The sequence below is a fragment of the Marichromatium sp. AB32 genome (assembly GCF_003718675.1).
GTDB classification, from domain to species: Bacteria; Pseudomonadota; Gammaproteobacteria; order Chromatiales; family Chromatiaceae; genus Marichromatium; species Marichromatium gracile.
On sequence record NZ_RHFJ01000005.1, the window covers coordinates 39,023 to 63,273 of the forward strand.

Genomic DNA, 24,251 nt, shown 5'->3' on the forward strand with positions numbered 1-24,251 from the left:
GACGGGGTATCCATGCGCCGCAATACAACAGAATCAGGTTGGCCTCATGCACAGAATCCCCGGCATCCTCCGTAGCGGCGCGCTCGCCGCGCTGCTCGTCCTCCCCGCGGCCCAGGTCTCGGCCAAGGTCACCCCCGGCGACGTCCAGAAAGGCATCGCCTCCTACTATCACGACAGCCTCCACGGGCTACCGACGGCCAGCGGCACCCCGTACGACAAGAACCGACTGAGCGCCGCGCACAAGACCCTGCCGCTCGGCACCAAGGTGCGCGTCACCGACACCGCCACCGGCAAGAGCATCGTGGTGCGGATCAACGATCGCGGCCCCTTCATCAAGGGCCGCATCATCGACCTCTCGCGCGCCGCCGCCGCCAAGCTCGACATGCTCCACAAGGGACTGGCGCGGGTCCGCGTCGAGATCCTCAGCGTGCCCGGCCGACGCGGGTCGTAAGAGCGACCAGCGATCAAGGGATTGAACCGCCAAGCCGCGAAGAGCGCGAAGGGGAAAATAGCCTCCAGCGACCAGCCTTCAGCCGCCAGCGGCGCTGCGCTCAACGACCGCTGTCTGGATCATGCGCCACGGCTGACAGCGGGCGGTGCCGTGGTCGAAGGCGCACACCCGCTGGCGACTGAAGGCCGATCGCCCGAAACTTGAATCTTCGCGCTCTTTGCGGCTTTGCGGTTCAAACTTCCTGGCGGCTGGCAGCTGGTGGCTGGCGGCTCTACTCCCAGCGAAACAGCCGGGCGGCGATCGCCAGCAGCGCGGCGGCGAAGGCGAGCAGGATGCCCAGCTCGGGCAGCACCGTGACGACCCCGGCGCCGTCGATCATCACCGCACGGGCGGCGTCGACCACGTGGGTCAGCGGCAGCAGTGGCGCCACCGCCTGGGCGAGCGCGCTGGTGCCCTCCAGCGAGAACCATACCCCCGAGAGCAGCATCATCGGCCACACCAGCAGGTTGAGCACGCCGTCGGCCAGCTCCTCGGTGCGCAGCCGCGCGGCGACGATCAGCCCCAGGCTGATCATCGCCAACGCGCCACAGGCGAACACCAGCGCCAGGGCGAGATAGGAGCCGTGCATCGGCACGTCGATCAACGCCGACGCGCCGAGATAGACCACCAGGGTCGAGCCGAGCACCACCAGCAGCCGCGACAGCACCTGGGCGACGAGGAACTCGGCGGCGCGCAGCGGGGTCGCGCTGAGCCGGCGCAGCACCCCGTTCTTGCGATAGCGCACGATCACCCAGCCGACACCCCACAGGCTGGAGAACATCAGGTTGAGCGCCAGCACCCCGGGCAGCACCCAGTCGATATAGCGCACCGCCGCGCCGCTGACCGCGCGGCGCTCGACCTCGAGCGCCGGGCCCGTCTCGGCGGGCGCGTCGCCCTGCCCGCCGAGCAGCAGTCGTTCGGCGAGATAGCCGTTCGGCGAGTCGTCGTTGACCCAGTAGCCGGGCGGCTCGCTGGTGAGATCGACCACCAGGTCGAGCTGATGGCGCTCGACCTTGGCGCGCGCCGCCGCCGGGTCGCTCACCGCCACCTGCTCGACGTGTTCGAGGGTGAGCAGCGGCAGCGACGCGGCGCCCCCCTCGCCCAGCACCCCGACCTTGAACACCGGCTCGGGGCCGGCGCGGAAGATCGCCGCCAGCGCCACCACGATCACCAGCGGCATCACCACGTTCCACCCCAGGCCGGCGCGATCGCGGTAGAACTCGCGATTGCGCGCCACCAGCACGGCAAGGATCCGGTGCCACATCGTCATCACCCCCGCAGTGCGTGACCGGTCAGTTTCAGAAACAGGTCCTCGAGCGTCGGCGCCTTGACCCGCAGCGCATCGAGGTCGGCGCCGCTGGCAGCCAGCTCGGCGAGCACCGGGGCCAGTTGCGCGGTGGCGATCTCCAGGGTCTCGTCGACCCGGCGCGCGCCCTCGGGCAGCGCCAGCCCCGCCGGCCAGTCCGCCGCCGGCAGCCGCACCACCGCCGCCGGCAGGTGCGCGCGCAGCAGCGCCGCCGGCGTACCCTCGGCGATCACCCGACCGTGGTCGACGATGGCGATGCGATCACACAGCCGCTCGGCCTCTTCCATGTAGTGGGTGGTCAGCACGATGGTGGTGCCGCGCGCGCGCACTCGCTCGATCAGCCGCCAGAAGTTGCGGCGCGCCTGCGGATCGAGTCCGGTGGTGGGCTCGTCGAGGAAGATCAGCTCGGGGTCGTTGACCAGGGCGATGGCGAGCAGCAGGCGCTGACGCTGACCGCCGGAGAGGCGTCGGGTGTCGCGCCCGAGGATGGGCTCGAGGTCGCAGAGCGCGATCAGCTCGTCGCGATCGGCGCTGCGCCGATAGAGCCGCGCGAACATCTCCAGCGCCTCGCCGACGCGCTGGAAGTCCTGCAGCGCGGTGGCCTGGAACTGGATGCCGACCACCTCGCGATAACCGGCGTCGAGCGCCCGGCCACGATAGCGCACCTCGCCACCACTCGGTGCCAGCACCCCCTCGAGCATCTCCAGAGTGGTGGTCTTGCCGGCGCCGTTGGGGCCGAGCAGGCCGAAGCACTCACCGGCGCCGACAGCGAAGCCGATGCCCGCGACGGCGCGCACGCCACCGGGATAGACCTTGACCAGCTCGCACGCCTCGAGTAGTGGCGTCGTCATTGCTCACGCTCCTTCATCGCATCCACGCCCGTCTGTTTCACAACCCGAGTTCGCGCCAGCGCGCGCGGATGCGCTTGACCGAGACCGGGCCGTCGGTGCCGAGCTGCTGGGCGAACAGCGACACCCGCAACTCCTCGAGCAGCCAGCGGATCTCGTCGAGGCGCGGGTCGTCGCGACCGGCGGCGCGCGCCGCCTCCATCCGCTCGCGCCACTGGGACTGCAGCGGGGCCATTTCGTTCATCCACTGGCGATCGCGCGCAGCGCCCAGCGGCAGCTTGTCGAGACGCTGCTCGATCGCCTTGAGATAGCGCGGGTAGTGGCGCAGCCGCTCCGGCGCCACGGCATCGAGGAAACCGCGGAAGACCAGGGCGTCGAGCTGGGCGCGGATGTCGAGCACCGCATGCATCCAGTTGATCTGATTGATCCCGGCGAGCGTCTTGCGCACCCGCTGGTAGACGTCGAGGATCTCGCCGGCGAGCGCGCACACCGCGCGCGTCTCGGCGGCGAGCGCACCGCGGCGCTCGGCCAGGCGCGCCTCGAAGGCGGCGCGGGTGCGGATCGGCGCGTCGTCCTCGGCGAGGAAGGTACGATCGAGCGCGCGCGCGATCAGCGCCTCGGCGAGATCGGCCTCGCGCAGTCGTCGCGCGCCCTCCTCGCCGTCGGCCGACTCGGGCTGCGGCGCCTTGGCGTACTGCAGCCGCATCCGATCGAGCTGCGGCAACTGACGACGCAACTGGCGCAGCTCCTGGCCGAGATGCAGCGCGAACAACCGTCGCACCCCGTGACGATGCGCCGCGGCGGCGCGCGCCTCGGCGTCGAGCACCCGCACCGCCACCGTCTCGCCCTGATCGACCAGCGCCGGGAAACCGCTCAGACGGATCCCGCCGCGCTCCAGCTCGACGCGCTCGGGCAGCGCCTCGAAATCCCAGCGGGTGAGGCCGTCGCGCTCCAGCCCGGGGTCGGGGAGATCGGCGAAGCCCTGCTCGGCGTGCGCGGCGAAACGTCGGCGCAACCGCGCCAGGTCGCTGTCGACGGCCAGGGTCGCGCCCTCGTCGCCGAGCACCCGGATCTTCATCCGCAGGTGCTCGGGGACCGCCGTCGGGTCCCAGGCGTCCTCGGCGACGTGCACCCCCTTGACCGCGCGGATCGCCTCGCCGAGCGCCTGGAGCAGCGGCCGGTCGCCGGGCTGGAGCCGCGCGACCAGTTGCGCGGCGGTGTCCGGGATCGGCACCAGCGAGCGGCGGATGGACTTCGGCAACGCGCGCAGCAGCGCCTCGATGCGCTCACCGAGCAGCCCCGGCACCAGCCACTCCAGGCGCTCGGCCGAGACCTGGTTGAGCAGCGCCACCGGTACCGACAGGGTCAGCCCGTCGTCATCGCTGCCGGGCTCGAAGTGATAGGCCAGCGGCAGCCGCGCGGCGCCGACGGCGAGCGCGTCGGGGAAGCGCGCCGCATCGACCCCGGCGGCATCGTGACACATCAGATCGGCGCGCCCCATGTGCAGCAGCTTGGGGTTGTCGCGGCTGGCCTCGCGCAGCCAGCGCTCGAACTGCGGGCGCGAGTAGATGCCCGAGGGCACGCGCTCGGCATAGAAGGCGTAGATCGCCTCCTCGTCGACGAGGATGTCGCGGCGGCGCGACTTGGCCTCGAGCGCGCGGATCTCCTCGATCAGCGCCTGATTGTGCCGCCAGAAGGGCGCGCGGGTGCTGAAGTCGCCCTCGACCAGCGCAAAGCGCAGGAAGATCTCGCGCGCCTCGCCGGGGTTGATCGGGCCGTAGTTGACGCGCCGGCGCGCCACCAGGGTGACGCCGAACAGGGTGACGCGCTCGAAGGCCGCCACCTGACCGGCGCGCGACTGCCAGTGCGGCTCGCTGTAGCTGCGCTGCAGCAGATGCTGCCCGGCCTCCTCGATCCAGGCCGGCTGCACCTGCGCCACGGTGCGCCCGTACTGGCGCGTGGTCTCGACCCGCTCGGCGACGACGACCCACTTCGGCGGCTGGGCGAAGAGCCCCGAGCTGGGGTGGAGGTGGAAACGGCTGTTGCGCGCGCCGAGATACTCGCGCTGACCATCGCGAAAGCCGATGTTGCCGAGCAGCCCGCTGAGCAGGGCGCGATGGATCTGCTCCTCGCCGCCCTCGGTGCTGTCCTCCTTGTCGCCCATCTCCAGCATCTGCTCGCGCAGCTGGGCGTGAACATCGCGCCACTCCTGCACCCGGGTCGGCGAGAGGAAGTGACGCTGGCAGAGCTTGGTGAACTTGTTGCACGAGAGCGCATGGCGCTCGCGCTCGAGGAAGGTCCAGAGATTGACGAAGCCGAGGAAGTCGGAATGCTCGTGGGCGAAGGTGGCGTGGATCTCGTCGGCGGCCTGCTGCTGATCGTGGGGGCGCTCGCGCGGGTCCTGCACGCTCAGCGCCGCGGCGATGATCAGCACCTCGCGCAGACAGCGCCGCTCGGCCCCGGCAAGCAGCATCCGGCCGATGCGCGGATCGACCGGCAGCCGCGCCAGCCGTCGTCCCAGCTCGGTGAGTTCGCCCGCGGCGTCGATCGCCGCCAGCTCCTCGAGGGTGCGGTAGCCGTCGCGCACCAGTCGCCCGTCGGGCGGATCGATGAAGGGGAAGCGCTCGATCGCGCCGAAACCGAGCAGCTTCATCTGCAGGATGACCGCAGCGAGGTTGGTGCGCACGATCTCCGGCTCGGTGAAGGCGGCGCGCTCGGCGAAGCTCTCCTCCTCGTAGAGCCGGATACAGATGCCCTCGGCGACACGCCCGCAGCGCCCCTTGCGCTGGTCGGCCGAGGCGCGCGAGATGCGCTCGACCGGCAGCCGCTGCACCTTGGTGCGGTGGCTGTAGCGGCTGATACGGGCGAAGCCGGGGTCGATCACATAGCGGATGCCCGGTACCGTCAGCGAGGTCTCGGCGACATTGGTGGCGAGCACCACCCGACGGGTGCTGTGGGGCTGGAACACCCGTGCCTGCTCGCGCGGCCCCTGACGGGCGAACAGCGGCAGGATCTCGGTCGAGGGCGGGTGATGCTTGCGCAGGGTCTCGGCGGTCTCGCGGATCTCGCGCTCGCCAGAGAGGAACACCAGCACGTCGCCCGGACCCTGGGCGGCAAGCTCGCCGACGGCGTCCGAGATCGCCCGTTGCATCGACTCGTCGCGCTCGCCGGCATGCGGCGACTCGGGCGGACGGTAGCGCACCTCGACCGGGTAGGTGCGCCCGGAGATCTCGATCACCGGCGCCGGATTTCCAGCGGCGTCGGCGAAGTGATCGGCAAAGCGCTGCGGGTCGATGGTCGCCGAGGTGACGATCAGCTTGAACTCAGGGCGCCGCGCCAGCACCCCGCGCAGATAGCCGAGCAGGAAGTCGATGTTGAGGCTGCGCTCGTGGGCCTCGTCGATGATCAGGGTGTCGTACTCGCGCAGATCGCGATCCTGCTGCACCTCGGCGAGCAACATGCCGTCGGTCATCAGCTTGATCGCGGTCTCGGGGCGCACGCGGTCGTGGAAACGCACCTTGTAGCCGACCAGGGCGCCGACCTCGCCGCCGAGCTCCTGCGCCACCCGCGCGGCCAGACTGCGCGCGGCGATGCGCCGCGGCTGGGTATGACCGATGCGCCCGAACCGGCCGCGACCGAGATCGAGACAGAGCTTGGGGAGCTGGGTCGACTTGCCCGAACCGGTCTCGCCACAGACCACCACCACCTGATGCTCGCGGATCAGCGCGGCGAGTTCCTCGCGCCGCTCGCTGACCGGCAGGGCCGGCGGATAGTCGATCGCGGGGACCAGCGCGCCACGGCGCTCGCACAGTGCCTGCGAGGCGCGCAGGCGCTGCCACAGCGCGTGCAGACCGCGCTCGAAGGGCTGACCGGCGCGGGCACGGCGGCGCAGCCCCTTGAGACGGCGCCCGAGGGTCGGGCGGTCCTGGAGCAGACAGCGCTCCAGTTCGGAATCGGCGGGGAACGATTGCTCGGTCAAGGCGTTGATGTCGACGGACTTGGCAAGGAAGATGAGGATAACAGCACCGGACAGGTCGCCGGCTGGCGACCGCCCGGGCGGTTCAGGCGCGCTCGACCGGGAAGGCGAGCACGGCGTCGATGTCGGGCGCGCCGGTGGCGATCATCAGCAACCGATCGAGCCCGAGGGCGACCCCGGCGCTCTCCGGCAGCCCGGCCTCGAGCGCGGCGAGGAAATGCACATCGGCCGGCACCTCGGCCTGCCCGTTGGCACGGCGCCAGTCGAGGTCGGCGTCGAAGCGGGCGCGCTGCTCGGCGGCGTCGGTCAACTCCTGGAAGCCGTTGGCCAGCTCCACGCCCTCGACATAGAGCTCGAAGCGCTCGGCCACCGGGGCCGCGCCCGGGCGCACCCGCGCCAGCGCCGCCTGGCTCGGCGGATAATCGTGGACGAAGCTCAACCGACCGCGCCCCAGCCCCGACTCCAGCCGATGACTGAGCAGCAGGTCGAGCCAGCCGTCGCGGTCGAGTTCCAGCCCCTCGACCCCGCCGATCCCGACGCGGCGCGCACAGTCGCGCAGCGCCGCCACCGAGGTGTCCCAAGGGTCGATGCCGAGCCCGTCGCGAAACAGCGCGCGATAGCTCACCCGCTCGACGGCGAGCGCCGGGCGGTCGAGCGCGGCGCGCACCAGCGCGGCGACCTCGTCGATCAGGCGCTGATAGTCCCAGCCCGGGCGATACCATTCGAGCAGGCTGAACTCGGGGTGGTGCCAGCGCCCGCGCTCGTCGTCGCGGAACACCTTGCAGATCTGGTAGATCGGCCCCGAGCCCGCGGCCAGCAGGCGCTTCATCGCGAACTCGGGCGAGGTGTGCAGATAGCCCCCGGCGACCCCGGTACCGGGGCGCACCGCCAGGCTGGTCAGCGCCGGATCGGTGACCGCCGCGCGCGAGAGCAGCGGGGTCTCGACCTCGAGCACCCCGGCGGCGGCGAAGAAGGCGCGGATGCGCGCGAGCATCGCCGCGCGCGCCTCGAGCATCTCGCGGGTCGCGCACGGGCGCCACGGCAGCCCTGTCGCGGCCGTGTCCCGGGCGGCGGGGCTCATGCCTCCTTGGCGCGCGAGACGTACTCGCCGGTGCGGGTGTCGACCTTGATCAGCTCGCCGGTCTGCACGAACAGCGGCACGCGCACCACGGCGCCGGTCTCAAGGGTCGCCGGCTTGCCGCCGCCGCCCGAGGTGTCGCCCTTGAGGCCGGGATCGGTCTCGGTGATCTCGAGCACCACGAAGTTCGGCGGCTCGATCGACAGCGGCACGCCGTTCCACAGCGTGACCTTGCAGAGGTCCTGCTCCTTGATCCACTTCGCCGCCTCGCCGACCGCCTGCTCGCTGGCGATCAGCTGCTCGAAGGTGTCGGGGTCCATGAAGTTCCACTCGATGCCATCGTTGTAGAGATACTGCATCTCCGTATCATGGACATCGGCCGCCTCGACCGACTCACCGGACTTGAAGGTCTTCTCCACCACGCGACCGGTCTTGAGATTGCGCACCCGGACGCGGTTGAAGGCCTGCCCCTTGCCGGGCTTGACGAACTCGTTCTCGACGATGGTGTATGGATCACCGTCGAGCATGATCTTGAGCCCGCCCTTGAATTCATTCGTGCTGTAAGTCGCCATGTCATCCTCAATTAATCGAGAGTTAAACTTTACGATCTTACCGCGAAGCGATAGCGGTTGTCAGACCCGCGACTGGAAGCAGGCGCTGCGTCAAGCGATCACCGAGACCGACGTCCTGCTCGACGCGCTCGGCCTCGAGCGCGACCGACTGCCGCCGCTCGATCCCGACCCGCGCCCCTTCGGCCTGCGGGTGCCGCGTGCGTTCGTCGCGCTGATGCGCCCCGGCGACCCCGACGACCCGCTGCTGCGTCAGGTACTGCCGCTCGCCCGCGAGCGCGTGGTGGTGCCCGGCTTCAGCGCCGACCCGGTCGATGACGCCGCCGCCGACCAGGGCGACGGGCTGTTGATGAAGTATCACGGTCGCGCCCTGCTGATCGCCACCGGCGCCTGCGCCCTGCACTGCCGCCACTGCTTCCGCCGTCACTACCCGCACGCCGCCCCGGAGACCGGCCAAACCCGCCTGCGCGCCGCGCTCGCGCGATTGGCGGCCGACGGGTCGATCAACGAGGTGATCCTCAGCGGCGGCGACCCGCTGATGCTCGACGATGATCGTCTCGACGCCCTGCTCGACGGGCTCGAGGCGATCGGCCAGCTACGGCGGGTACGGTTGCACACCCGGATGCCGGTGGTGCTGCCGGCACGGATCACCGAGGCGCTCTGCGCCCGCCTGGCAAGGAGCCGGCTGGAGACGGTGGTGGTGATCCATGCCAACCACGCCAACGAGCTCGGCGAGGCGGCCGCCGCCGCGCTCGCGCGACTGCGCGAGACCGGGACGATGCTGCTCAACCAGGCGGTGTTGCTGCGCGGGGTCAACGACGGCGTCGCGGCACAGTGCGCGCTCAGCGAGCGGCTGCTCGGCTGTGGTGTCCTGCCCTACTATCTGCACCAGCTCGACCGGGTCCAGGGCGGCGCCCATTTCCAGGTCGACGACACCGAGGCGCGCGCCCTGGTCGCGACGCTGCGCGCCCGGCTGCCGGGTTATCTGGTGCCGCGTCTGGTACGCGAGCGCCCCGGCGCCGTCGCCAAGCTGCCGCTGGCCGTCGGCGACGAGATCTGAGGCCGCCGAAGCCATCACTGGGTCGACGGTCGTTTTCATCGGCGGCGCAAACCCCGATAATCGATGCAAGCCTTTTCTTGCGTTCCTGAAACCGGTCGCCCAGCATGCCTGCCCCGAATCCAGCCGTCACACTGCTCATCCTGACCGCCGAGTCCAGCGAGGCCGAGCGCCTCGTCGCCACCCTGCGCGAGGCGGGCATCGCGGCGCGCGGCATGGTCAGCGCCCAGGTGGAGCGACTCGGCGAGTTGCTCGCACGCACCCCCTGCGATCTGGTGCTGTGCTGCGCCCACGACCGCGACATCGATCTCGAAGCGGCCCTCGCCGCCCACCGCAGGCTCGACAGCGACACCCCGCTGATCGTCATCACCGGCCCCGAGAGCGACGCGACCGAATCGCTTCGCGCCCGTCGCGGCGGCGCCCGCGATCTGGTCCGGCGCGACGACCCCGAGCACCTCCAGCTGGTGGCCAAGCGCGAGCTGGCCGATCTCTACCAGCGCCGCGAGGCACGCGCGCTCGCCACCCGGCTGCGCCAGTGCGAGCGCCGCGCGCGCGAGTTCATCGAGGGCAGCCTGGACGCCATCGCCTTCGTCCAGGAGGGGCTGCACCTGCACGCCAATGCCGCCTATCTGTCGCTGTTCGGCTATGCCGACGCCGACGCGCTGGCCGGCGCCACCTTCCTCGACCTGATCCCCGCCGAGCAACGCCCCCGGGTGCGCGAATTCCTGCGCGCGGTCGAGTACTCCGATCGCGAGGACGGCGCCGAGCTCGACACCCAGTGCCAGGGCGCCGACCGTCGGCCCTTCGCCGCGCGGCTGCGCGCGGCCAGCTCGGAGATCGACGAAGAGCCCTGTCTGCGCATCCTGGTGCGACCGGCGGCGGGCGCGGCGGCGCCGCTCATCGAGAGCGACAACCACAGCGCCGAGGCGATGCCGGGGCGCGCGCAGATGATCGCCGCCATCGCCGCGCGACTCGATGCCGAGCACCGCCCCAGGCATCCCTTCGCGCTCTTCTTCATCCAGATCAAGGGCCGCGCCGAACTGCTGCGCGACCTCGGCCTGACCACCGCACTGACGCTGATCGAGGGCCTGCGCGAACCACTCCAGGGCATCCTCGCCGATCATGCCGGAGGCATGCTGGCGCAGGTCAGCGACGACGGTTTCATGCTGCTGATCGACGGACTCGACACCACCACGGTCGAGCAGATCACCGCCCGGATCGAGCACGAGGCCCGTCTCCAGCGCGGGCGCAATGGCGAGCGTGAGGACGAGGCCGCCGACTGTGTCGTCGCCCACGTGCTGGTGGAGCTACGCGCACGCGAACCCAGCGACATCGTCAACCTCGCTCATCAGCGCTGTCTGCGCCTGCTCGCCGGCGGCCCGGGTCAGGGCGGGATGGGCAAGCCGACCTCGCTCGCCTCGCGCACCAAGCAGAGCGCCGAGGAGGGTGATGAGCAGATCGCCGAACGCATCGAGTACGCCCTCGAGCACGACCAGTTCCGTCTGGTCTATCAGCCGATCATCAGTCTGATGGGCGACAACCAGGAGCACTACAGTGTCCTGGTGCGGCTGTTCGACGAGGACGAGGACATGCTCGAGGCCAAGGACTTCATCGGTCCGGCGATCCGTCGCGGGCTGATCGAGCGCATCGACAAGTGGGCCATCCGCGCCGCCATCCAGTCACTCAGCGAACAGCGTCGCGCCGGTCACAACATCAGCTTCTTCATCAACCTCTCCGAGGATACCTTCCGCGACCCCAGCATTGTGCTGTGGATCTGCGACTGCATGCGCGAGTTCGACGTGCGCGGCAACTGGCTGACCTTCCAGTTCCAGGAGGCGCTGGTCGCGGCCAACCTCGCCGGCCTGAGCAAGCTGGTCGAGGCGCTGCGCAAGATCAAGTGCCGGGTGGCGATCAATCGCTTCGGCATGGCCGAACGCCCGGAGATGCTGCTGCAGGGGCTGGCACTCGACTTCGTGCTGCTGATGCCCGACTTCTCCCAGCGTCTGGCCGACGATCAGCAGAAGCAGAAACGGGTGATGGAGCTGGCCAACCTCGCGCGCGAGTTCAACATCAAGAGCGTGGTCACCGGGGTGGAGGATGCGCGCACCCTGACGGTGCTGTGGACCGCCGGGGTCGATTATGTGCAGGGCAACTTCCTGCAGCGCCCCTCACCGACGCTGGAGGTCTCCAGCGGCGGCTAGCGCGCCGTCGGCGGCGCCCGCAGATAGCCCGGCGGCGCGCGTCTCAGGCGCGGCGCGGAGAGCCGTTGCGCACCGTCCCGACGAGCGGCGAGCGTGGCGCTCGCGGCCGCATGCCGCGCCGCCATCTCGGGACGCAACGCGGTACGCGCGAGCACCGGGCGCAGCGCGCCGCTCGCCCCCGGCCCGGGCCATCGCCGGGGACAGCTCGATCCCGAGCAGCGCGCGCGCTGCCTCCGAGTAGGGTGCAACGCCCTTGCGTCCGAGATAGTCGGTGAGCACCCGATGGGTGTAGCGCTGGGTCTCGGGGTAGTCGACCCGCCCGCCGCCTCGCGCCAGGGCCCCCTCGCCGGCGTTGTAGGCCATCACCGCCTGGCCGATGTTGTCGTACTTCTCGAGCAGCCGCTTGAGATGGCGCATCCCGGTCGCCAGGTTGGTCGCAGGCTCAGCGAGACGGGCCTGACCCTCGACGCCATAGTCCCGCGCCGTCTCCGGCATCACCTGCATCAAGCCGACCGCACCGACCGGCGAGACCGCGTCCGGGTCATAGGCCGACTCGGCGGCGATCACCGCCTGCACCAGATCCCGGTCGAGTCCGATGCCATCGGCGATGCGCCCGGCCAGCTCGGCATAGCGCGCCGTCTCGTCGGCCACCACGGGCAGCGGCGCCTGGAGCAGCAGGATCAGCAGCACGGCATGGGGGCAGCGGCACATGACACGGGACCTCGTTCGCTAGCGCAGGACGGGGTTCTCGAGCATAGACAGGGCGACAGTGGGGTGTCCAGACAAACGCGGACAAAACTGACAAGAAACGTCAGGATTCTTGTCAAGCGATCATGCTGCCCCGATCATCAAACAATGAAAACAACGACATAAAAACTGGTCCAGTTCATGCTTTGTTGTTTCCGGAGACGCACCGACCAACACCGCATCGCGCCACCGACGACGACATGGCGCGGGCACCCAACGGGCAGGTTGACCTGTCGGAGAGGGCCGAGATGATGCACAACACCACCCTGCTGCTCGCGCTGACCCTGCTGTTCGGCGGAATCGCTCCGGCCACCGCCGGGAGCATCACCACCAGGATCGAGGACTTCACCAACGGCGGCGGCTTCTTCGCCGAGGTACGGGTCAGCGATCTCGGCCCCGACCGCATCCGCATCACCCTCGATGTCTCCGATCCGGTCAATCCGGGGCTGACCCAGGCCGACCTGCTCGCCCTCTGGTTCGATCTCGCCGATCCCGCGCTGGTGCCCACGTTCACCCGTCTCGACACCAGCGGTGCGACCGCGAGCCTCGCCGACGATGCCAGCCAGGTGTTCCCGAGCGGAGGCGTACTCGATGCCTGGTTCGACGCCGACGCGATCGGCAGCCTCGGCGGCGGCAACAACCTCAATGGCGGTGGCGGCGTGGCGACGGGCTTCGATATCGGCCTGCTGCTCGGGCTCAACGGCGGTCGCGACGGCTTCCAGCAGCAGCGTACCTTCGACCTGGTGCTGCCCGGACTGAGCAGCGCGGCGCTGACCGATCAACGCATCGGGCTGCGGGTCCAGAGCATCGCCGGCGGGGTCTTCGACGGTATCGGCTCGTCGAAGCTGCTCGGCGAGCTGACCGGCACCACGCCGCCGCTGATCGCTACCGGTTTCGCGACCTTTGCAGCGCCATCGGGCAGCATCCCGACCCCTGCCCCCTGGGTGCTGATCGGGCTCGGTCTCGCCGCACTGACCCCCTGGTCACGGCGGCGCACCGGCTGAGCAGCTCAACCGTTGGCCACGCCGTGCGGGACGTGCCCGGTGGCCACCCGCAACCGCGCCGCCTCGCAGTGCTCGGCCTGATCGTCGAAGAAGATGTCGGCGTCGAAGGCCTCGAGGAAGGGTGACTTGCCGAGCCCACCGAGGAACAGCGACTCGTCGAGCCGAATCCCCCAGGCGCGCAGGGTGCGGATCACCCGCTCGTGCGAGGGCGCGCCGCGCGAGGTCACCAGGGCGGTACGCAGCGGCGCGGCAGCGGCCGGGAAAAGCCGCTGCAGCCGATGCAGCGCGACCAGAAACCCCTTGAAGGGCCCGCCCGGCAGCGGATCGTGGGCGGCGGCCGACTCGCTGGCGTTGAACACCGCCAGCCCCTGCTGGCGATAGAGTCGCTCGGCCTCGTCGGAGAACAGTACGGCGTCGCCGTCGAAGGCGATGCGCAACTGGGCGTCGTCGTCGCCGTGCGCGGGTGCGCTGCTCGGCAGCACGGTCGCGGCGGCGCAACCGGCATCGAGCGCCAGACGCACATCGGTGGGATCGGCCGAGAGGAACAGATGGGCGCCGAAGGCGGCGACATAGCGATAGGGGCTCTCGCCCCCGGTGAAGGCGGCGCGCTCGATATCGAGCCCATGCTGGTGAGCGGAGGTGAGCACCCGCAGCCCGGTATCGGAGCTGTTGCGCGAGAGCAGGATCACCTCCACCCGGCCACGATCACCGAGCAGGTCGTTGAGGCTCATCAGCTTGCGCACCAGGGTGAAGGCCACGCCGGGCTCGAGGATCTCCTGCTCGTGGGCAATCTGGTAGGCATGGTAGGCGTCAACGCCCTCCTCCTCGAAGACCCGGTGCGAGGCGCTGAGATCGAACAGCGCGCGCGAGGAGATCGCCACCACCAGCCGCACCTCATCCATCTCCGTCATCATCCCGACAGCCCGCTACCAGGGCATGAACCAGTTCATGAACTGCATCGGCCGGCTGATGCTCTGGTTCATCACCGCCATGTCGTTGCGCATCGACGAGGTCGAGTAGGTCATGTGCTGCATCGCGCGGTCCATCGACTGCAGGCTGTCGAGCATCGGCTCGAGGGTGTTGACGTCATGGGCGAGCGAGTCGACGCCGATGCCCATGTTGCGCATGGTGGCGGTCATCTGGCCCATGTTGTCGGAGATCGACTGCATGTTGCTGGCCAGTACCGTCATGTTGGTGTCGACGCTGATCGCCAGATAGTGCACGTCCTTGGCAAGGCTGAACACCAGATAGAAGCCGTAGGCGGCGAGGATGATGAAGGCGAAGAGGGTCGGGTAGACGATCAGCTCCCAGCGCTTGGCGCTGGTCTCGAAGGCCTGGGAGAGGCGCTCGATCGCGTAGGCGTTGAGGTGCGACTCGGCGGCGACCTCGTCGATGGTCTCGTTGCCGGCGCGTCCCCGCGCCTCCTCCTCGCCCGCTGGGTTCTGATGATCGGCCATGATGAGACAGACTGCTCGTTGTGATTGTCCACCGGCCAGGGCCGGACGACCGGCTCGGAACGCTGATCTTCGAGATTAACAGAATTGCCGCGACGGGCAACACGGACGATCCCAGTGGAAACGGCCAAGTACCGTACGAAGCCGGTCGGCTGGCTCAGACGAGCTCGGGGTAGAGCGCCGCGGCCAGCGCCAGGAACTCGCGCGCGCCCTTGCCCCGGGGCTCGAGCTCGAACACCGCCAGCCCCTCGCTGAAGGAGCGCCGAAACAGGGTGCGCTGCGACAGGCGCGGGCGGATGAAACGGAGACCGGGGAGCGCGACCAGCGCGGCGGCGGCCTCGGCGGTCTCGCGCACCGCGTGGTGGGTATCACCGCGGTTGATGAAACCGAGGATCTCGGGCGTGCGCGCGAGCCCCTCCTCGGCGATCAGCCGAATGTAGCGCTGTGCCGACCAGATGTCGGCCTGCGACGGCTGCACCGGCACCAGCACCCGGTCGCACACCGCCAGCGCCCGGCGCATCGCCGCCATGTCGGCGGTGCCGACATCGATCAGCACCTCATCGGCCTCGCCCAGCGCGGGATCATCGAGCGCGGCCAGCGGCTCGACCGCCAGCGCCGGATCGAACCCCTCCTCCCGGCGCACCTCGAGCACGTCGCTGAGGGTGGCCTGGGGGTCGGCATCGATCAGCCGCACCCGGCGCTCGGCCATGGCCAGCCACACCGCAAGATTGAAGGTGACGGTGCTCTTGCCCGAGCCACCCTTGAGACTGCCGACGATGGTGATCATGCTGCACAACTCCTCAACGACTGCTCCCCGGGCGGACCGGGCGGACCGGGCGGGGCTGCGCCGCCACGCCCGGCGGCGCCTCCTCCCTAGCGCTGCTGCTGTGGCTCGGCGCGGCTATAGCCCTCGGGGACGCTGAACAGGTGATCGGGCTGCGGACCGACGCGGATGGCGTCGAGTTCGCGTACGTAACCCCCGGGGAACTCCTCGCGCACCGCCAGCCCCAGCTCGGGATCGAACCACTGGAAGGTCCGGGTCGGCTGCTGGTTCGGTGCGCTGGCGGTCACCTCCCATTTCTCGACCTGCCGCCCGTCGAGCCGCTCCTCGCCGACCAGATGCAGCTCCATGCGCCGACCATCGGGCATCTCGTACTTCAGCGGCAGTCCGCGCTCGACATCGAGCCACTGGGCGCCGGTGAGGGTCTGGCCGTCGCGGCTGATCGTCATCTCCCACTTGACCGCGGCACGACCGCCGACGGTCTCCTCGCCGGCGCGCCGGCAGTTCATCTCCGGCAGCCCGGCACAGGGATTGCGCTCGGCCGAGGGCGCGGGCAGCGGATCATTGCCCGCCTGGGGCGGGAGGCTGCGCTCCATGTAGACGCGCTGCGCCGGCAGCAGCAACCACTCGCGCCCCTGGTCACGATCGACGATGCGCACCATCTCCCGCCCCTCGCGGGTCATCTCGACGCGCATCCGTCCGTCGCCGACATACATCCGCCCCGAGGTCGTCTGCCCGTCCGGGGCGCGACCGAGCATCTCGGCGGAGAACTCGGTCGCCGCCGAGGCCCCCTGGGCCATCGCGGCCAGACCGGCGCCGAGGGCGACGGCCGTCTGCATCCATTGTTTCAACCGCATGACGTCAGCTCCTCCTGATGGTGTGTGGGATGGTGATCGGGACCACGCCGCCGAGGTCAGTCCACGGACCAGGGTGCGGGCCAACCGAGGGGTGGCGGCGCCTGGCCGTCACTCGAACGCTGTCGTCGCGGCCGCCAGTCGCGATTCCTTGTCTCATCACGCTGCATGCGTTCGCGCTCGGTCAGCGGTCGGAAGCGATACTCGATCCCCTCCCCCGGCACCACCAATGGCGCATCGGCGCGACGCCCGGGCTCACGGAAGCGATAGCCCGGAACCTCATCCGTCCTCGCCTCCTCAGCGCCCCAGGGGCGGAAGCGATAGCCGTCGTCGCGAGCGCGCGGCGGCGCTGACCAGACAGGCGGTGCGGCCTGCTGCTCGAGCCCCTGCTCGAAGCCCTGGCGATAGGGTGAATCCGCCCCATCGGGGGCCGACCACAGCGATTGGGCGGCCCCGGGGGCCGCGCACCAGAGCGCGCACACCAGGGTGGCGGCCGACAACCGACGCATCATGAACGTGACTCCTTGCGCACGCTCATGCGGCGACGTGCAACGCAGCGACCTTAGCAGACCGCCCCGGCAGGCGACCAGACGGAGACGACTCAGTCATCGCTCGGCGGCTCCTGGGCGTCATCCTTCAACTGGATGCCACGCCGCCCGCTGCGCTTGGCGGTCTTGCGCGTCGTGGTCGACTTCGCGGTGGTCTTGCGCGCCGTCGTCTTCTTCGCGGTGGCCTTCTTCGCCGTCGTCTTCTTCGCGGTCGTCCTCTTCGCCGGCGACTCGGACTCGGACTCGGACTCAGGCTCAGGTTTCGGTTCCGGTTCCGGTTCGGCGGCACGCGTCGTGGGCGACGCAGCCGCTGCCGGAGTGTCGCTCGGCGGCGGCGCCGTGGTCCGCGTCGGCGCCGGGCGCTGCGGCCGGCGCCGCTCGCGCCAACGCCCGAGCATCCCCTTGAGCGCCTCGAACAGCAGCACGAAGATCGCGCGCACCGCATAGAACACCATCACCAGGATCTCACCGGCCTGGGCGGCGATCCGGCGCATCCGCCCCGCGCCTGGCGCGGCATCGGGACGCGCGTGCTCTGCGGCCTCGGCGGCCTCCTCGCGCTCGGCGAGACAGGGCACCCGCACCCCGGGCGGCGCGCTCGCCGCCGCGACCTCGCACATGGCCTCGCTCGCGGCGACACAGCCGAGCGGGATCACGATCAGGGTGAGCAGGGTCGAGACCACCACGCCCGAGAGCAGCGAGATCGCCATGCCCTGGAAGATCGGGTCGGTGATGATCACGCTGGAGCCGGCGACCAGCGCCAGCGCGGTGATGAGGATCGGGCGCGTGCGGATCTTGCAGGCGCGGATCATCGCCTCGGCCACCGGCACGCCCTTCTGGATCTCGTGGATGGCGAAATCCACCAGCAGGATGGAGTTGCGCACGATGATCCCGGCCAGGGCGATCCAGCCGATCATCGAGGTGGCGGTGAACTCGCCGCCCATGCCCATCGCGAACACCAGCGCGTGGGTGGGGATGATGCCGAGCAGGGTCAGCGGGATCGGCGCCATGATCACCAGCGGGATGCGGAAGTTGCCGAACTCCCACACCACCAGGATGTAGATCAGCACCAGGGCGACGGCGAAGGCCGCGCCCATGTCGCGGAAGGTCTCGAAGGTGACCGTCCACTCACCGGCCCACTGCCAGGCGAGACGCCCGTCGTTGGGCGGCGCGCCGAGCCAGTGGAAGGCATCGCCGAAACCGCCGCCGGCGTTCGGACGCGAGCCGTCCGGGGCGAGGTAGTCCTGCTCGGCCATCAGGTCCTGGACCTGGAACATGGCATAGACCGGCGCGGCCAGACGCCCGCCGACATCGGCGACGACGTATTCGACCGGGCGCAGATCCTTGTGATAGATCAGATCCTCCTCGGGGGTCAGCACAAAGCGCCCGAGCTCGCTCAACGGCACCGTGAAGCCCTGGTTGGAGAGGATCGGCAGATCGCCCAGACGCTCGATCTGCGAGCGCTCGGCCAGCGGCACCTGGATGACGATCCGGGTCGGCTCGTGACCGCTCTGACGCCCGCTCTGCTGCTTGATGTCGCCCATGGTGGCGCCACCGAGGGCCATCTCGAGGTTGCGGTTGATGGTGTCGACCGAGATGCCGCGACGCACCGCCTTCTCGGTATCGACCTCGAAGCGCCAGTAGTCGAAGTCGTCGCGCAGATAGTTGTCGACATCGCGCGCGCTCGGCGCCTGCCCGAAGAAGGCGGTGACGTCACGCGCGAACTCGCGGCGCAGCTCCGGGGTCGGGCCGTAGATCTCGGCGACCACCGATTGCAGCACCGGCGGTCCCGGCGGCATCTCCACCACCGCGATCCGCGCCCCGGCCTGGTGCGCGGTGGCGGTGATCAGCTCGCGCGCGGCGACCGCGATCTCGTGGCTGCTGCGCTCGCGCGCGTGCTTGTCGGTGAGCTGCACCTGCAGCTCGCCCTGCCAGGGGTCGGAGCGCAGATAGTAGTGGCGCACCATGCCGTTGAAGTCGAACGGTCGCGCGGTGCCGGCATAGAGCTGGATCGCGGTCACCTCGGGCAGGGTGCGCAGCTGCTCGGCGAGCCGGTGGGCGAGATTCGCCGTCACCGGCAGCGCCGTGCCCTCGGGCATGTCGATCACCACCGAGAACTCGGGCTTGTTGTCGAGCGGCATCATCTTCACCGCCACCCACTTGAAGTAGAAGAAGGAGCAGGCGAAGAGGAAGGTGCCCCAGAGCACCAGGCGGAAGATGCGCCGCTTGGCGCGGCTCTCCATCAGCGGGGTGAGCACGCGGCGGAAGAAGCGCTCGAGTCGCTCGGCGTCGCGATGCTCGCGCCGCTCGGCGGCGGCGAGATAGCCCATCGAGGGGCGCAGCCACTTGGAGATCGCCAGATAGGGGGTGAAGACGAAGGCGGCGAACAGCGAGACGAACATCGCCACCGAGCCGAGCACCGGGATCGGCGCCATGTAGGGCCCCATCATGCCGCTGACGAAGCCCATCGGCAGCAGCGCCGCGATCACCGTGAAGGTGGCAAGGATGGTCGGGTTGCCGACCTCGCGCACCGCGTCGACCGCGGTGGCCTCGTCGGTGCGGCCCTCGGCCAGCCAGCGTCGGTAGATGTTCTCGACCACCACGATGGCATCGTCGACGAGGATGCCGATGGAGAAGATCAGCGCAAACAGGCTCACCCGGTCGATGGTGAACTCGCCCACCCAGGCGATGAACACCGTCATGAACAGCACCACCGGGATCACCAGCATCACCACCAGCGCCGGGCGCACCGCGCGGAAGGCGATGAGCACCAGCACCACCACGAACAGGGTGGCCTTGATCAGCTTCCAGATCAGCTCCGAGACCTTCTGATCGGCCGACTCACCGTAGTTGCGGGTGACGCTGACCTCGACGTTGTCGGGGATGCGCGTGCCGCGCAGCTCCTCGACCCGCTCGAGGATGGCATCGGCCACGGTCACGCCGTTGCTCAGCTCCTTCTTGGCGATGGCGAGGGTGACGGCGGGACGACCGTCGGCGCGGGTCTCGATCTCGGCGGCAGGTCCGGTGTAATAGGTGACGAGCTGGCTGGCGTCCTCGGGTCCGAGCCGGATCTCGGCCACATCGTGCATGTAGACCGGGATGTCGTTGTAGGTGCCGACCACCAGCCGGTTGATGTCCTCGACCCCGGTGAGGAAGGCGCCGGTGGTGACGGTGAAGTGCGCGCCGCGCGACTCGACGTCGCCGGCGGTGGTCTCGGCGTTGGCGCTCCTCAGCGTCTGCGCCACCTGGTCGAGACTGATGCGATAGCCCGAGAGCCGCTCGGGCGAGACGTCGATGGTGACCTGCTCGCGCCGCCCGCCGACGATGAACGCGTTGCCGGTGTCCTCGACCTGCTTGAGCGCCTGCAGCAGGTCCTGAGCGAGCAGGCGCAGCTGGCCGTCGTCGACGTCGGCGATGCCGTTGTCGTCGAGATCCTTCGACCACAGCGTCAGGGTGACGATGGGCACATCGTTGATCCCCTTGCTCTTGACCAGGGGCGGCAGCACACCCGGCGGGATCAGGTCCATGTTGGAGGCGAGCTTGTCGTTGACCTTGACCAACGAGGGGCCCATCTCCTCGCCGACGTCGAACTCGACGGTCACCAGCCCCTCGCCGCGCCGCGAGGCCGAGTAGACGTGCTTGACCCCGGGGATCTCGCTGATCAGCCGCTCCAGCGGCTGGGTGGCAAGGTTGGCCACCTGCTGCGCCGAGGCGCCCGGGTACTGCACCATGATGTCGATCATGGGCACCGAGATCTGCGGATCCTCCTGGCGCGGGGTCATCATCAACCCGAGCAGCCCCATCATCAGCATCGCCGCGTAGAACAGCGGCGAGAGCGGCGAGCGGATGAAGAAGCGGGCGGTGCGCCCGGCGATGCCGAGATGCGCGTCGTCGGCGAGACGGGTGTCTTGATCCGAGGTCATGGGGGTTACGTCTTGGCTCATGTCGAATCCAGCTTGTACGGGCCAGCGCGGCGTGGCGGCGATCGGCGGACGCCCGCAGCGGGCGTCGCTGCCCAGCGGCGCGACGGTCGCAGGCCGTCACGCCGGGTCGCGGGCGGTCCTGCGCGCCGCGACCGGTTGATCCGTCAGTGCCCGGCGTCCTCGCCTCGGGCCCAGCCGGCACTCACCCCGGGACCGGGGTCGGCGAGCACTCGCTCGCCCGGGCGCAGCCCGCTGAGCACGGTGATGAAACCGCCCTCGAGCGACTCGCCGACACGGATCAGGCGCAGCTTGGCTGCGCCCTCGGTGTCGAGCACATAGACCCCGGGCAGGCTGCCGTTGTAGCGCACCGCCGAGCGCGGCACGACCGGGTTGGCACGCGCCGGGGCGTTGTGATCGGGCACCAGCACCTTGGCGTACATCCCCGGCTCGGAGACGCCCTGGGGCAGGTCGAACTTGATCTTGATGGTGTGACGCTGGGGGTCGGCCATGGGGAAGATCTGCGCCACCCGGACCGGCACGCGCTGGTTCGAGGGGTCGATCTCGGCCTGCAGCATCATCCCCTCGCGCAGCCCCGCACGCAGTCGCGCCGGGACGTCGACCTCGACCTGGAGATACTCAATGTCGGCATAGTTGAGCAGCGGCTGCCCCGGCTGCACGGTGTCGCCGACCTCGACGAATTTCTTCACGATCACACCGTCGAAGGGCGCGATGCCGCGGGCATCGCGGATCTTGGCGTCGAGCGCCTGCAGCTCGGCCTGCAGACGCAGCATCAGGTTCTGCGCCTCCTGGATCTGCACGCCGGAGGCGAACAGGTCGGCCGAGCGCTCGGCGCTGCGATCACGCTCGCCGATGAAGGACTCGACCGGACGGGTGAACATCTGATCGAACAGGTTGGGCAGACCCATGCCGCCGGGCACCGCGCGCGACTGCGGCGAGAAGATCTCGCGGGTGTACTGCACCCCGGCGTTGCGCAGCTGGGCGTCGGCGCTGGCCATCTGCGCGAGCAGCGCACGGCGCTTGGCCAGCAACTCGGCGTCGCCGATGGCCACCAGCAGCTCGGCGTCATCGAAGGCGTCGCCCTCGCGCCCGGCGATGAAGGTCACGCGCCCGGGGAGCTGGGCGGCGAGCATCACCTCCTTGTAGGGGACCACGGTCCCGCCGATGGAGACCGTCGGCGCACCCTGCGCCTGCTGGACGACGAAGGTCTCGTCCGGACCGCCCTGCCCCTGCGCCGTGTTTGCGGCGCCCACCAGGGCGAGGGCGAACAGCCACGCGGCTGAGGCCTTTCTCATCTGTATTGCCATCGGATCGCACACCAAACGCTGTGTGTTGAGTCGGAAGCCCGAAGGGCGCGATTGCGGTTCGGAGCGGAACTCGGACACCGTCGGGGGGGAGGGTCGTTGAGCCCGGCGCGCGTCCGTCTTTTCATGGACCAGGCGATCTTCGGCCGGGTACTGCGAGACATGCCAGGTGCCGCATCCCTGTGCTCCGGACGGCGCAGTTGTCCAGTATGCCTGTGTCGCCGCGAGACATTCAACCCAGGCCACGGGCCCGTTCCCGGGGACATGCAGACCGCCGCGCGGTCGACTATCACTGGCCTGGGGGTTCGTTGTAACATCGCGGGCCATCGCGCGCCGGGAAACCGCAGGTGAGCCCGATACTGAAGTGCGCGTCCGCCGCGACGTGCCCGGCACACACCCGCAAGCGACAAGCGCACGGACCATCGCAGAGAGGAACCCAATCCATGCCGTCTACCGCTGACGCTGTGCAGCAGCGCCTGAAGGAACTGGAGTCCCACCTGGAGCAGGAGAACCCGGTCCTGCTCAGTGCCGTGCAGAGCTTCCGGGAGATCGACGAGGTCGCCTACGCCACCGGCGTTCTGCAGACCAATCAGACCTTCTCCAGTCAGATCCCCTGGTGGCCGCTGATCTCGGTGCTCGGCACCTTCTCGGCGGGCAAGTCGACCTTCATCAACCATTATCTCGGCGAGAAGCTCCAGCGCACCGGCAACCAGGCCGTCGACGACCGCTTCACCGTCGTCGTCTACAGCGCCGACCCGATCAGCCACTCGCTGCCCGGGGTCTCGCTCGACTCCGACCCGCGCTTCCCCTTCTACCAGATGTCGCGCGACATCGCCCATGTCGACACCGCCGAGGACAGCGGCGACGGCAACCGCATCGATACCTATCTGCAGCTCAAGACCTGTCACAGCGACCGGCTGCGCGGCAAGATCCTGATCGACTCCCCGGGCTTCGACGCCGATGCCCAGCGCACCACCATCCTGCGCCTGACCGATCACATGATCGACCTCTCCGACCTGGTGCTGGTGATGTTCGACGCCCGTCACCCCGAGCCCGGGGCGATGCGCGACACCCTCAAGCACCTGGTGCGCGACACCATCAACCGGGCCGACTCGGGCAAGTTCCTCTATATCCTCAACCAGATGGACTCGGCGGCCACCGAAGATAACCCCGAGGACGTGGTCGCCGCCTGGTTGCGCGCGCTCGGCGAGGCCGGACTCACCGCCGGGCGCTTCTACACCGTCTACAGCCCGGACGCCGGCACCACCATCGCCGACGAGCACCGGCGCGCCCGCTTCGAGAAGAAGCGCGACGAGGATCTCGCCGAGATCTATCTGCGCATGGAGCGCGTCGAGATCGAGCGCGCCTACCGCATCGTCGCCGCGCTGCGCAAGACCGCCACCGACTTCACCGACGGCTCGATGGCGCTGCTGCAACAGGCCAAGCGTCGCTGGCGTCGTCGCACCCTGGTCACCGAGACTATCCTGCTCGCGCTGCTGGCCGGCGCCTTCATGGTCTGGAGCCTGCGGGCCGGACACTGGCACGGGCTGGTCTACGACCCGCAGTGGCTCGACCTCTTCACCACCGTCTCCTGGGGACTGTGGGGGCTCGAGGGCGTGATCGCGGTGCTGGTGATCGGCGGGCACTTCACCATCCGCCGACTGGCGGCGCTGAGCGTGATGCCCTGGCTGCGCAAGCAGGTCGAGAAGCACAACCCGCCGGGCGACGTGATCGGCGCCTTCCAGCGCAACACCCGCTTCTGGCGCACCGTGCTCTCGGGCTCGCCGATCGGCTGGAGTCGCAGGAGCCGCAACACCATCGACGAGGTGCTGCAGAACTGCGAGAACTATATCCAGACCCTCAACGAGCGCTTCACCAACCCGCGCGGCCTGCCCGACAAGCCGCGCCGGGGGCAGTCCGCAACCGAAAGCGACTCCGCCTCGGCCTGACCTGACCGCTCCGGGTTCGCCCGGAGGAGAGCTTGCCACCGGCCGACCCCGGCCGGTGGCGACACGGCGCTGCGGCGCCACCATGCACCCCCCGTCCACCAGCCCACGGATGGCGCTGCTCGCCACGGCGCGGCGACACGCCTGGAC

At 69.7% G+C, this 24,251-nt stretch carries 18 protein-coding genes; 5 read left to right on the top strand and 13 right to left on the bottom strand.

Annotated elements, in window-relative coordinates; all coding sequences use genetic code 11:
• The first annotated feature begins 46 nt into the window (after nt 1-46).
• Nucleotides 47-451, top strand: a complete 405-nt coding sequence (locus EBL85_RS02970; RefSeq protein ID WP_123140618.1) for a septal ring lytic transglycosylase RlpA family protein — start codon at nt 47-49, stop codon at nt 449-451.
• Between the two features lie 271 nt (nt 452-722).
• On the opposite strand, the gene EBL85_RS02975 is transcribed toward EBL85_RS02970, so the two are convergent.
• From EBL85_RS02975 to efp, 5 genes are all read right to left on the bottom strand, one after another.
• Complete coding sequence (locus EBL85_RS02975; protein WP_123142155.1) at nt 723-1,754, bottom strand: ABC transporter permease; 1,032 nt, start codon at nt 1,752-1,754, stop codon at nt 723-725.
• Nucleotides 1,755-1,759: 5 nt separating this feature from the next.
• Complete coding sequence (locus EBL85_RS02980; RefSeq protein ID WP_123142125.1) at nt 1,760-2,647, bottom strand: ABC transporter ATP-binding protein; 888 nt, start codon at nt 2,645-2,647, stop codon at nt 1,760-1,762.
• A 37-nt stretch (nt 2,648-2,684) separates the two neighbouring features.
• Complete coding sequence (gene hrpA, locus EBL85_RS02985) at nt 2,685-6,623, bottom strand: ATP-dependent RNA helicase HrpA (protein ID WP_123142126.1); 3,939 nt, start codon at nt 6,621-6,623, stop codon at nt 2,685-2,687.
• 82 nt (nt 6,624-6,705) lie between these two features.
• Entirely contained in the window at nt 6,706-7,701 is a 996-nt protein-coding gene (epmA, locus tag EBL85_RS02990) for an EF-P lysine aminoacylase EpmA (RefSeq protein ID WP_123142127.1), read from the bottom strand.
• Nucleotides 7,698-8,270 (bottom strand): elongation factor P, encoded by a 573-nt coding sequence (efp, locus tag EBL85_RS02995; protein ID WP_025275289.1) that lies wholly within the window; start codon nt 8,268-8,270, stop codon nt 7,698-7,700. Before efp ends, epmA begins: the two co-directional genes overlap by 4 nt.
• On the opposite strand from efp, the gene epmB reads away from it, so the two are divergent.
• Together epmB and EBL85_RS03005 are read left to right on the top strand one after the other, a co-directional pair.
• Entirely contained in the window at nt 8,269-9,327 is a 1,059-nt protein-coding gene (epmB, locus tag EBL85_RS03000; protein WP_190288029.1) for an EF-P beta-lysylation protein EpmB, read from the top strand. The two genes, efp and epmB, sit on opposite strands and share 2 nt — an antisense overlap.
• 104 nt (nt 9,328-9,431) lie before the next feature.
• Nucleotides 9,432-11,525, top strand: coding sequence for an EAL domain-containing protein (locus EBL85_RS03005; protein ID WP_123140613.1), 2,094 nt, complete (start codon nt 9,432-9,434; stop codon nt 11,523-11,525).
• On the opposite strand, the gene EBL85_RS03010 is transcribed toward EBL85_RS03005, so the two are convergent.
• Nucleotides 11,493-12,236, bottom strand: a complete 744-nt coding sequence (locus tag EBL85_RS03010) for a lytic transglycosylase domain-containing protein (RefSeq protein ID WP_123142128.1) — start codon at nt 12,234-12,236, stop codon at nt 11,493-11,495. The two genes, EBL85_RS03005 and EBL85_RS03010, sit on opposite strands and share 33 nt — an antisense overlap.
• 284 nt (nt 12,237-12,520) lie before the next feature.
• Between EBL85_RS03010 and EBL85_RS03015 the strand changes: the two genes are divergently transcribed.
• Nucleotides 12,521-13,276 carry a hypothetical protein gene (locus EBL85_RS03015; protein WP_132229792.1) on the top strand — a complete coding sequence of 252 codons (756 nt, stop codon included), beginning with the start codon at nt 12,521-12,523 and terminating at the stop codon, nt 13,274-13,276.
• Nucleotides 13,277-13,281: 5 nt separating this feature from the next.
• Here EBL85_RS03015 and EBL85_RS03020 read toward each other — a convergent pair whose 3' ends face one another.
• From EBL85_RS03020 to EBL85_RS03050, 7 genes are all read right to left on the bottom strand, one after another.
• Nucleotides 13,282-14,178, bottom strand: a complete 897-nt coding sequence (locus tag EBL85_RS03020; RefSeq protein ID WP_123140610.1) for a 5'-nucleotidase — start codon at nt 14,176-14,178, stop codon at nt 13,282-13,284.
• 24 nt (nt 14,179-14,202) lie between these two features.
• Entirely contained in the window at nt 14,203-14,733 is a 531-nt protein-coding gene (locus EBL85_RS03025; RefSeq protein WP_123140609.1) for a hypothetical protein, read from the bottom strand.
• 154 nt (nt 14,734-14,887) lie between these two features.
• Entirely contained in the window at nt 14,888-15,517 is a 630-nt protein-coding gene (locus tag EBL85_RS03030) for a ParA family protein (protein WP_123140608.1), read from the bottom strand.
• A gap of 86 nt (nt 15,518-15,603) precedes the next feature.
• Complete coding sequence (locus EBL85_RS03035; protein ID WP_123142130.1) at nt 15,604-16,368, bottom strand: hypothetical protein; 765 nt, start codon at nt 16,366-16,368, stop codon at nt 15,604-15,606.
• Nucleotides 16,369-16,424: 56 nt separating this feature from the next.
• The gene (locus EBL85_RS03040; protein WP_123142131.1) at nt 16,425-16,877 is read right to left on the bottom strand and encodes a hypothetical protein; all 453 of its coding nucleotides are present in this window, start codon (nt 16,875-16,877) and stop codon (nt 16,425-16,427) included.
• Nucleotides 16,878-16,966: 89 nt separating this feature from the next.
• Nucleotides 16,967-20,854: an efflux RND transporter permease subunit gene (locus EBL85_RS03045; RefSeq protein WP_123142132.1), complete on the bottom strand. Its 3,888-nt coding sequence runs from the start codon at nt 20,852-20,854 to the stop codon at nt 16,967-16,969.
• 143 nt (nt 20,855-20,997) lie between these two features.
• Nucleotides 20,998-22,146 (bottom strand): efflux RND transporter periplasmic adaptor subunit, encoded by a 1,149-nt coding sequence (locus tag EBL85_RS03050; RefSeq protein WP_223806043.1) that lies wholly within the window; start codon nt 22,144-22,146, stop codon nt 20,998-21,000.
• A 452-nt stretch (nt 22,147-22,598) separates the two neighbouring features.
• On the opposite strand from EBL85_RS03050, the gene EBL85_RS03055 reads away from it, so the two are divergent.
• Nucleotides 22,599-24,104 carry a dynamin family protein gene (locus EBL85_RS03055; protein WP_123140603.1) on the top strand — a complete coding sequence of 502 codons (1,506 nt, stop codon included), beginning with the start codon at nt 22,599-22,601 and terminating at the stop codon, nt 24,102-24,104.
• Nucleotides 24,105-24,251 lie beyond the last annotated feature (147 nt).

Coding starts and splice junctions, on each gene's coding strand:
- EBL85_RS02970 (WP_123140618.1), top strand. CDS start 47: ATGCACAGAATCCCCGGCATCCTCCGTAGCGGCGCGCTCGCCGCGCTG.
- EBL85_RS02975 (WP_123142155.1), bottom strand. CDS start 1,754: ATGTGGCACCGGATCCTTGCCGTGCTGGTGGCGCGCAATCGCGAGTTC.
- EBL85_RS02980 (WP_123142125.1), bottom strand. CDS start 2,647: ATGACGACGCCACTACTCGAGGCGTGCGAGCTGGTCAAGGTCTATCCC.
- epmA (WP_123142127.1), bottom strand. CDS start 7,701: ATGAGCCCCGCCGCCCGGGACACGGCCGCGACAGGGCTGCCGTGGCGC.
- epmB (WP_190288029.1), top strand. CDS start 8,269: ATGTCATCCTCAATTAATCGAGAGTTAAACTTTACGATCTTACCGCGA.
- efp (WP_025275289.1), bottom strand. CDS start 8,270: ATGGCGACTTACAGCACGAATGAATTCAAGGGCGGGCTCAAGATCATG.
- EBL85_RS03005 (WP_123140613.1), top strand. CDS start 9,432: ATGCCTGCCCCGAATCCAGCCGTCACACTGCTCATCCTGACCGCCGAG.
- EBL85_RS03010 (WP_123142128.1), bottom strand. CDS start 12,236: ATGTGCCGCTGCCCCCATGCCGTGCTGCTGATCCTGCTGCTCCAGGCG.
- EBL85_RS03015 (WP_132229792.1), top strand. CDS start 12,521: ATGATGCACAACACCACCCTGCTGCTCGCGCTGACCCTGCTGTTCGGC.
- EBL85_RS03020 (WP_123140610.1), bottom strand. CDS start 14,178: ATGGATGAGGTGCGGCTGGTGGTGGCGATCTCCTCGCGCGCGCTGTTC.
- EBL85_RS03025 (WP_123140609.1), bottom strand. CDS start 14,733: ATGGCCGATCATCAGAACCCAGCGGGCGAGGAGGAGGCGCGGGGACGC.
- EBL85_RS03030 (WP_123140608.1), bottom strand. CDS start 15,517: ATGATCACCATCGTCGGCAGTCTCAAGGGTGGCTCGGGCAAGAGCACC.
- EBL85_RS03035 (WP_123142130.1), bottom strand. CDS start 16,368: ATGCGGTTGAAACAATGGATGCAGACGGCCGTCGCCCTCGGCGCCGGT.
- EBL85_RS03040 (WP_123142131.1), bottom strand. CDS start 16,877: ATGATGCGTCGGTTGTCGGCCGCCACCCTGGTGTGCGCGCTCTGGTGC.
- EBL85_RS03045 (WP_123142132.1), bottom strand. CDS start 20,854: ATGAGCCAAGACGTAACCCCCATGACCTCGGATCAAGACACCCGTCTC.
- EBL85_RS03050 (WP_223806043.1), bottom strand. CDS start 22,146: ATGAGAAAGGCCTCAGCCGCGTGGCTGTTCGCCCTCGCCCTGGTGGGC.
- EBL85_RS03055 (WP_123140603.1), top strand. CDS start 22,599: ATGCCGTCTACCGCTGACGCTGTGCAGCAGCGCCTGAAGGAACTGGAG.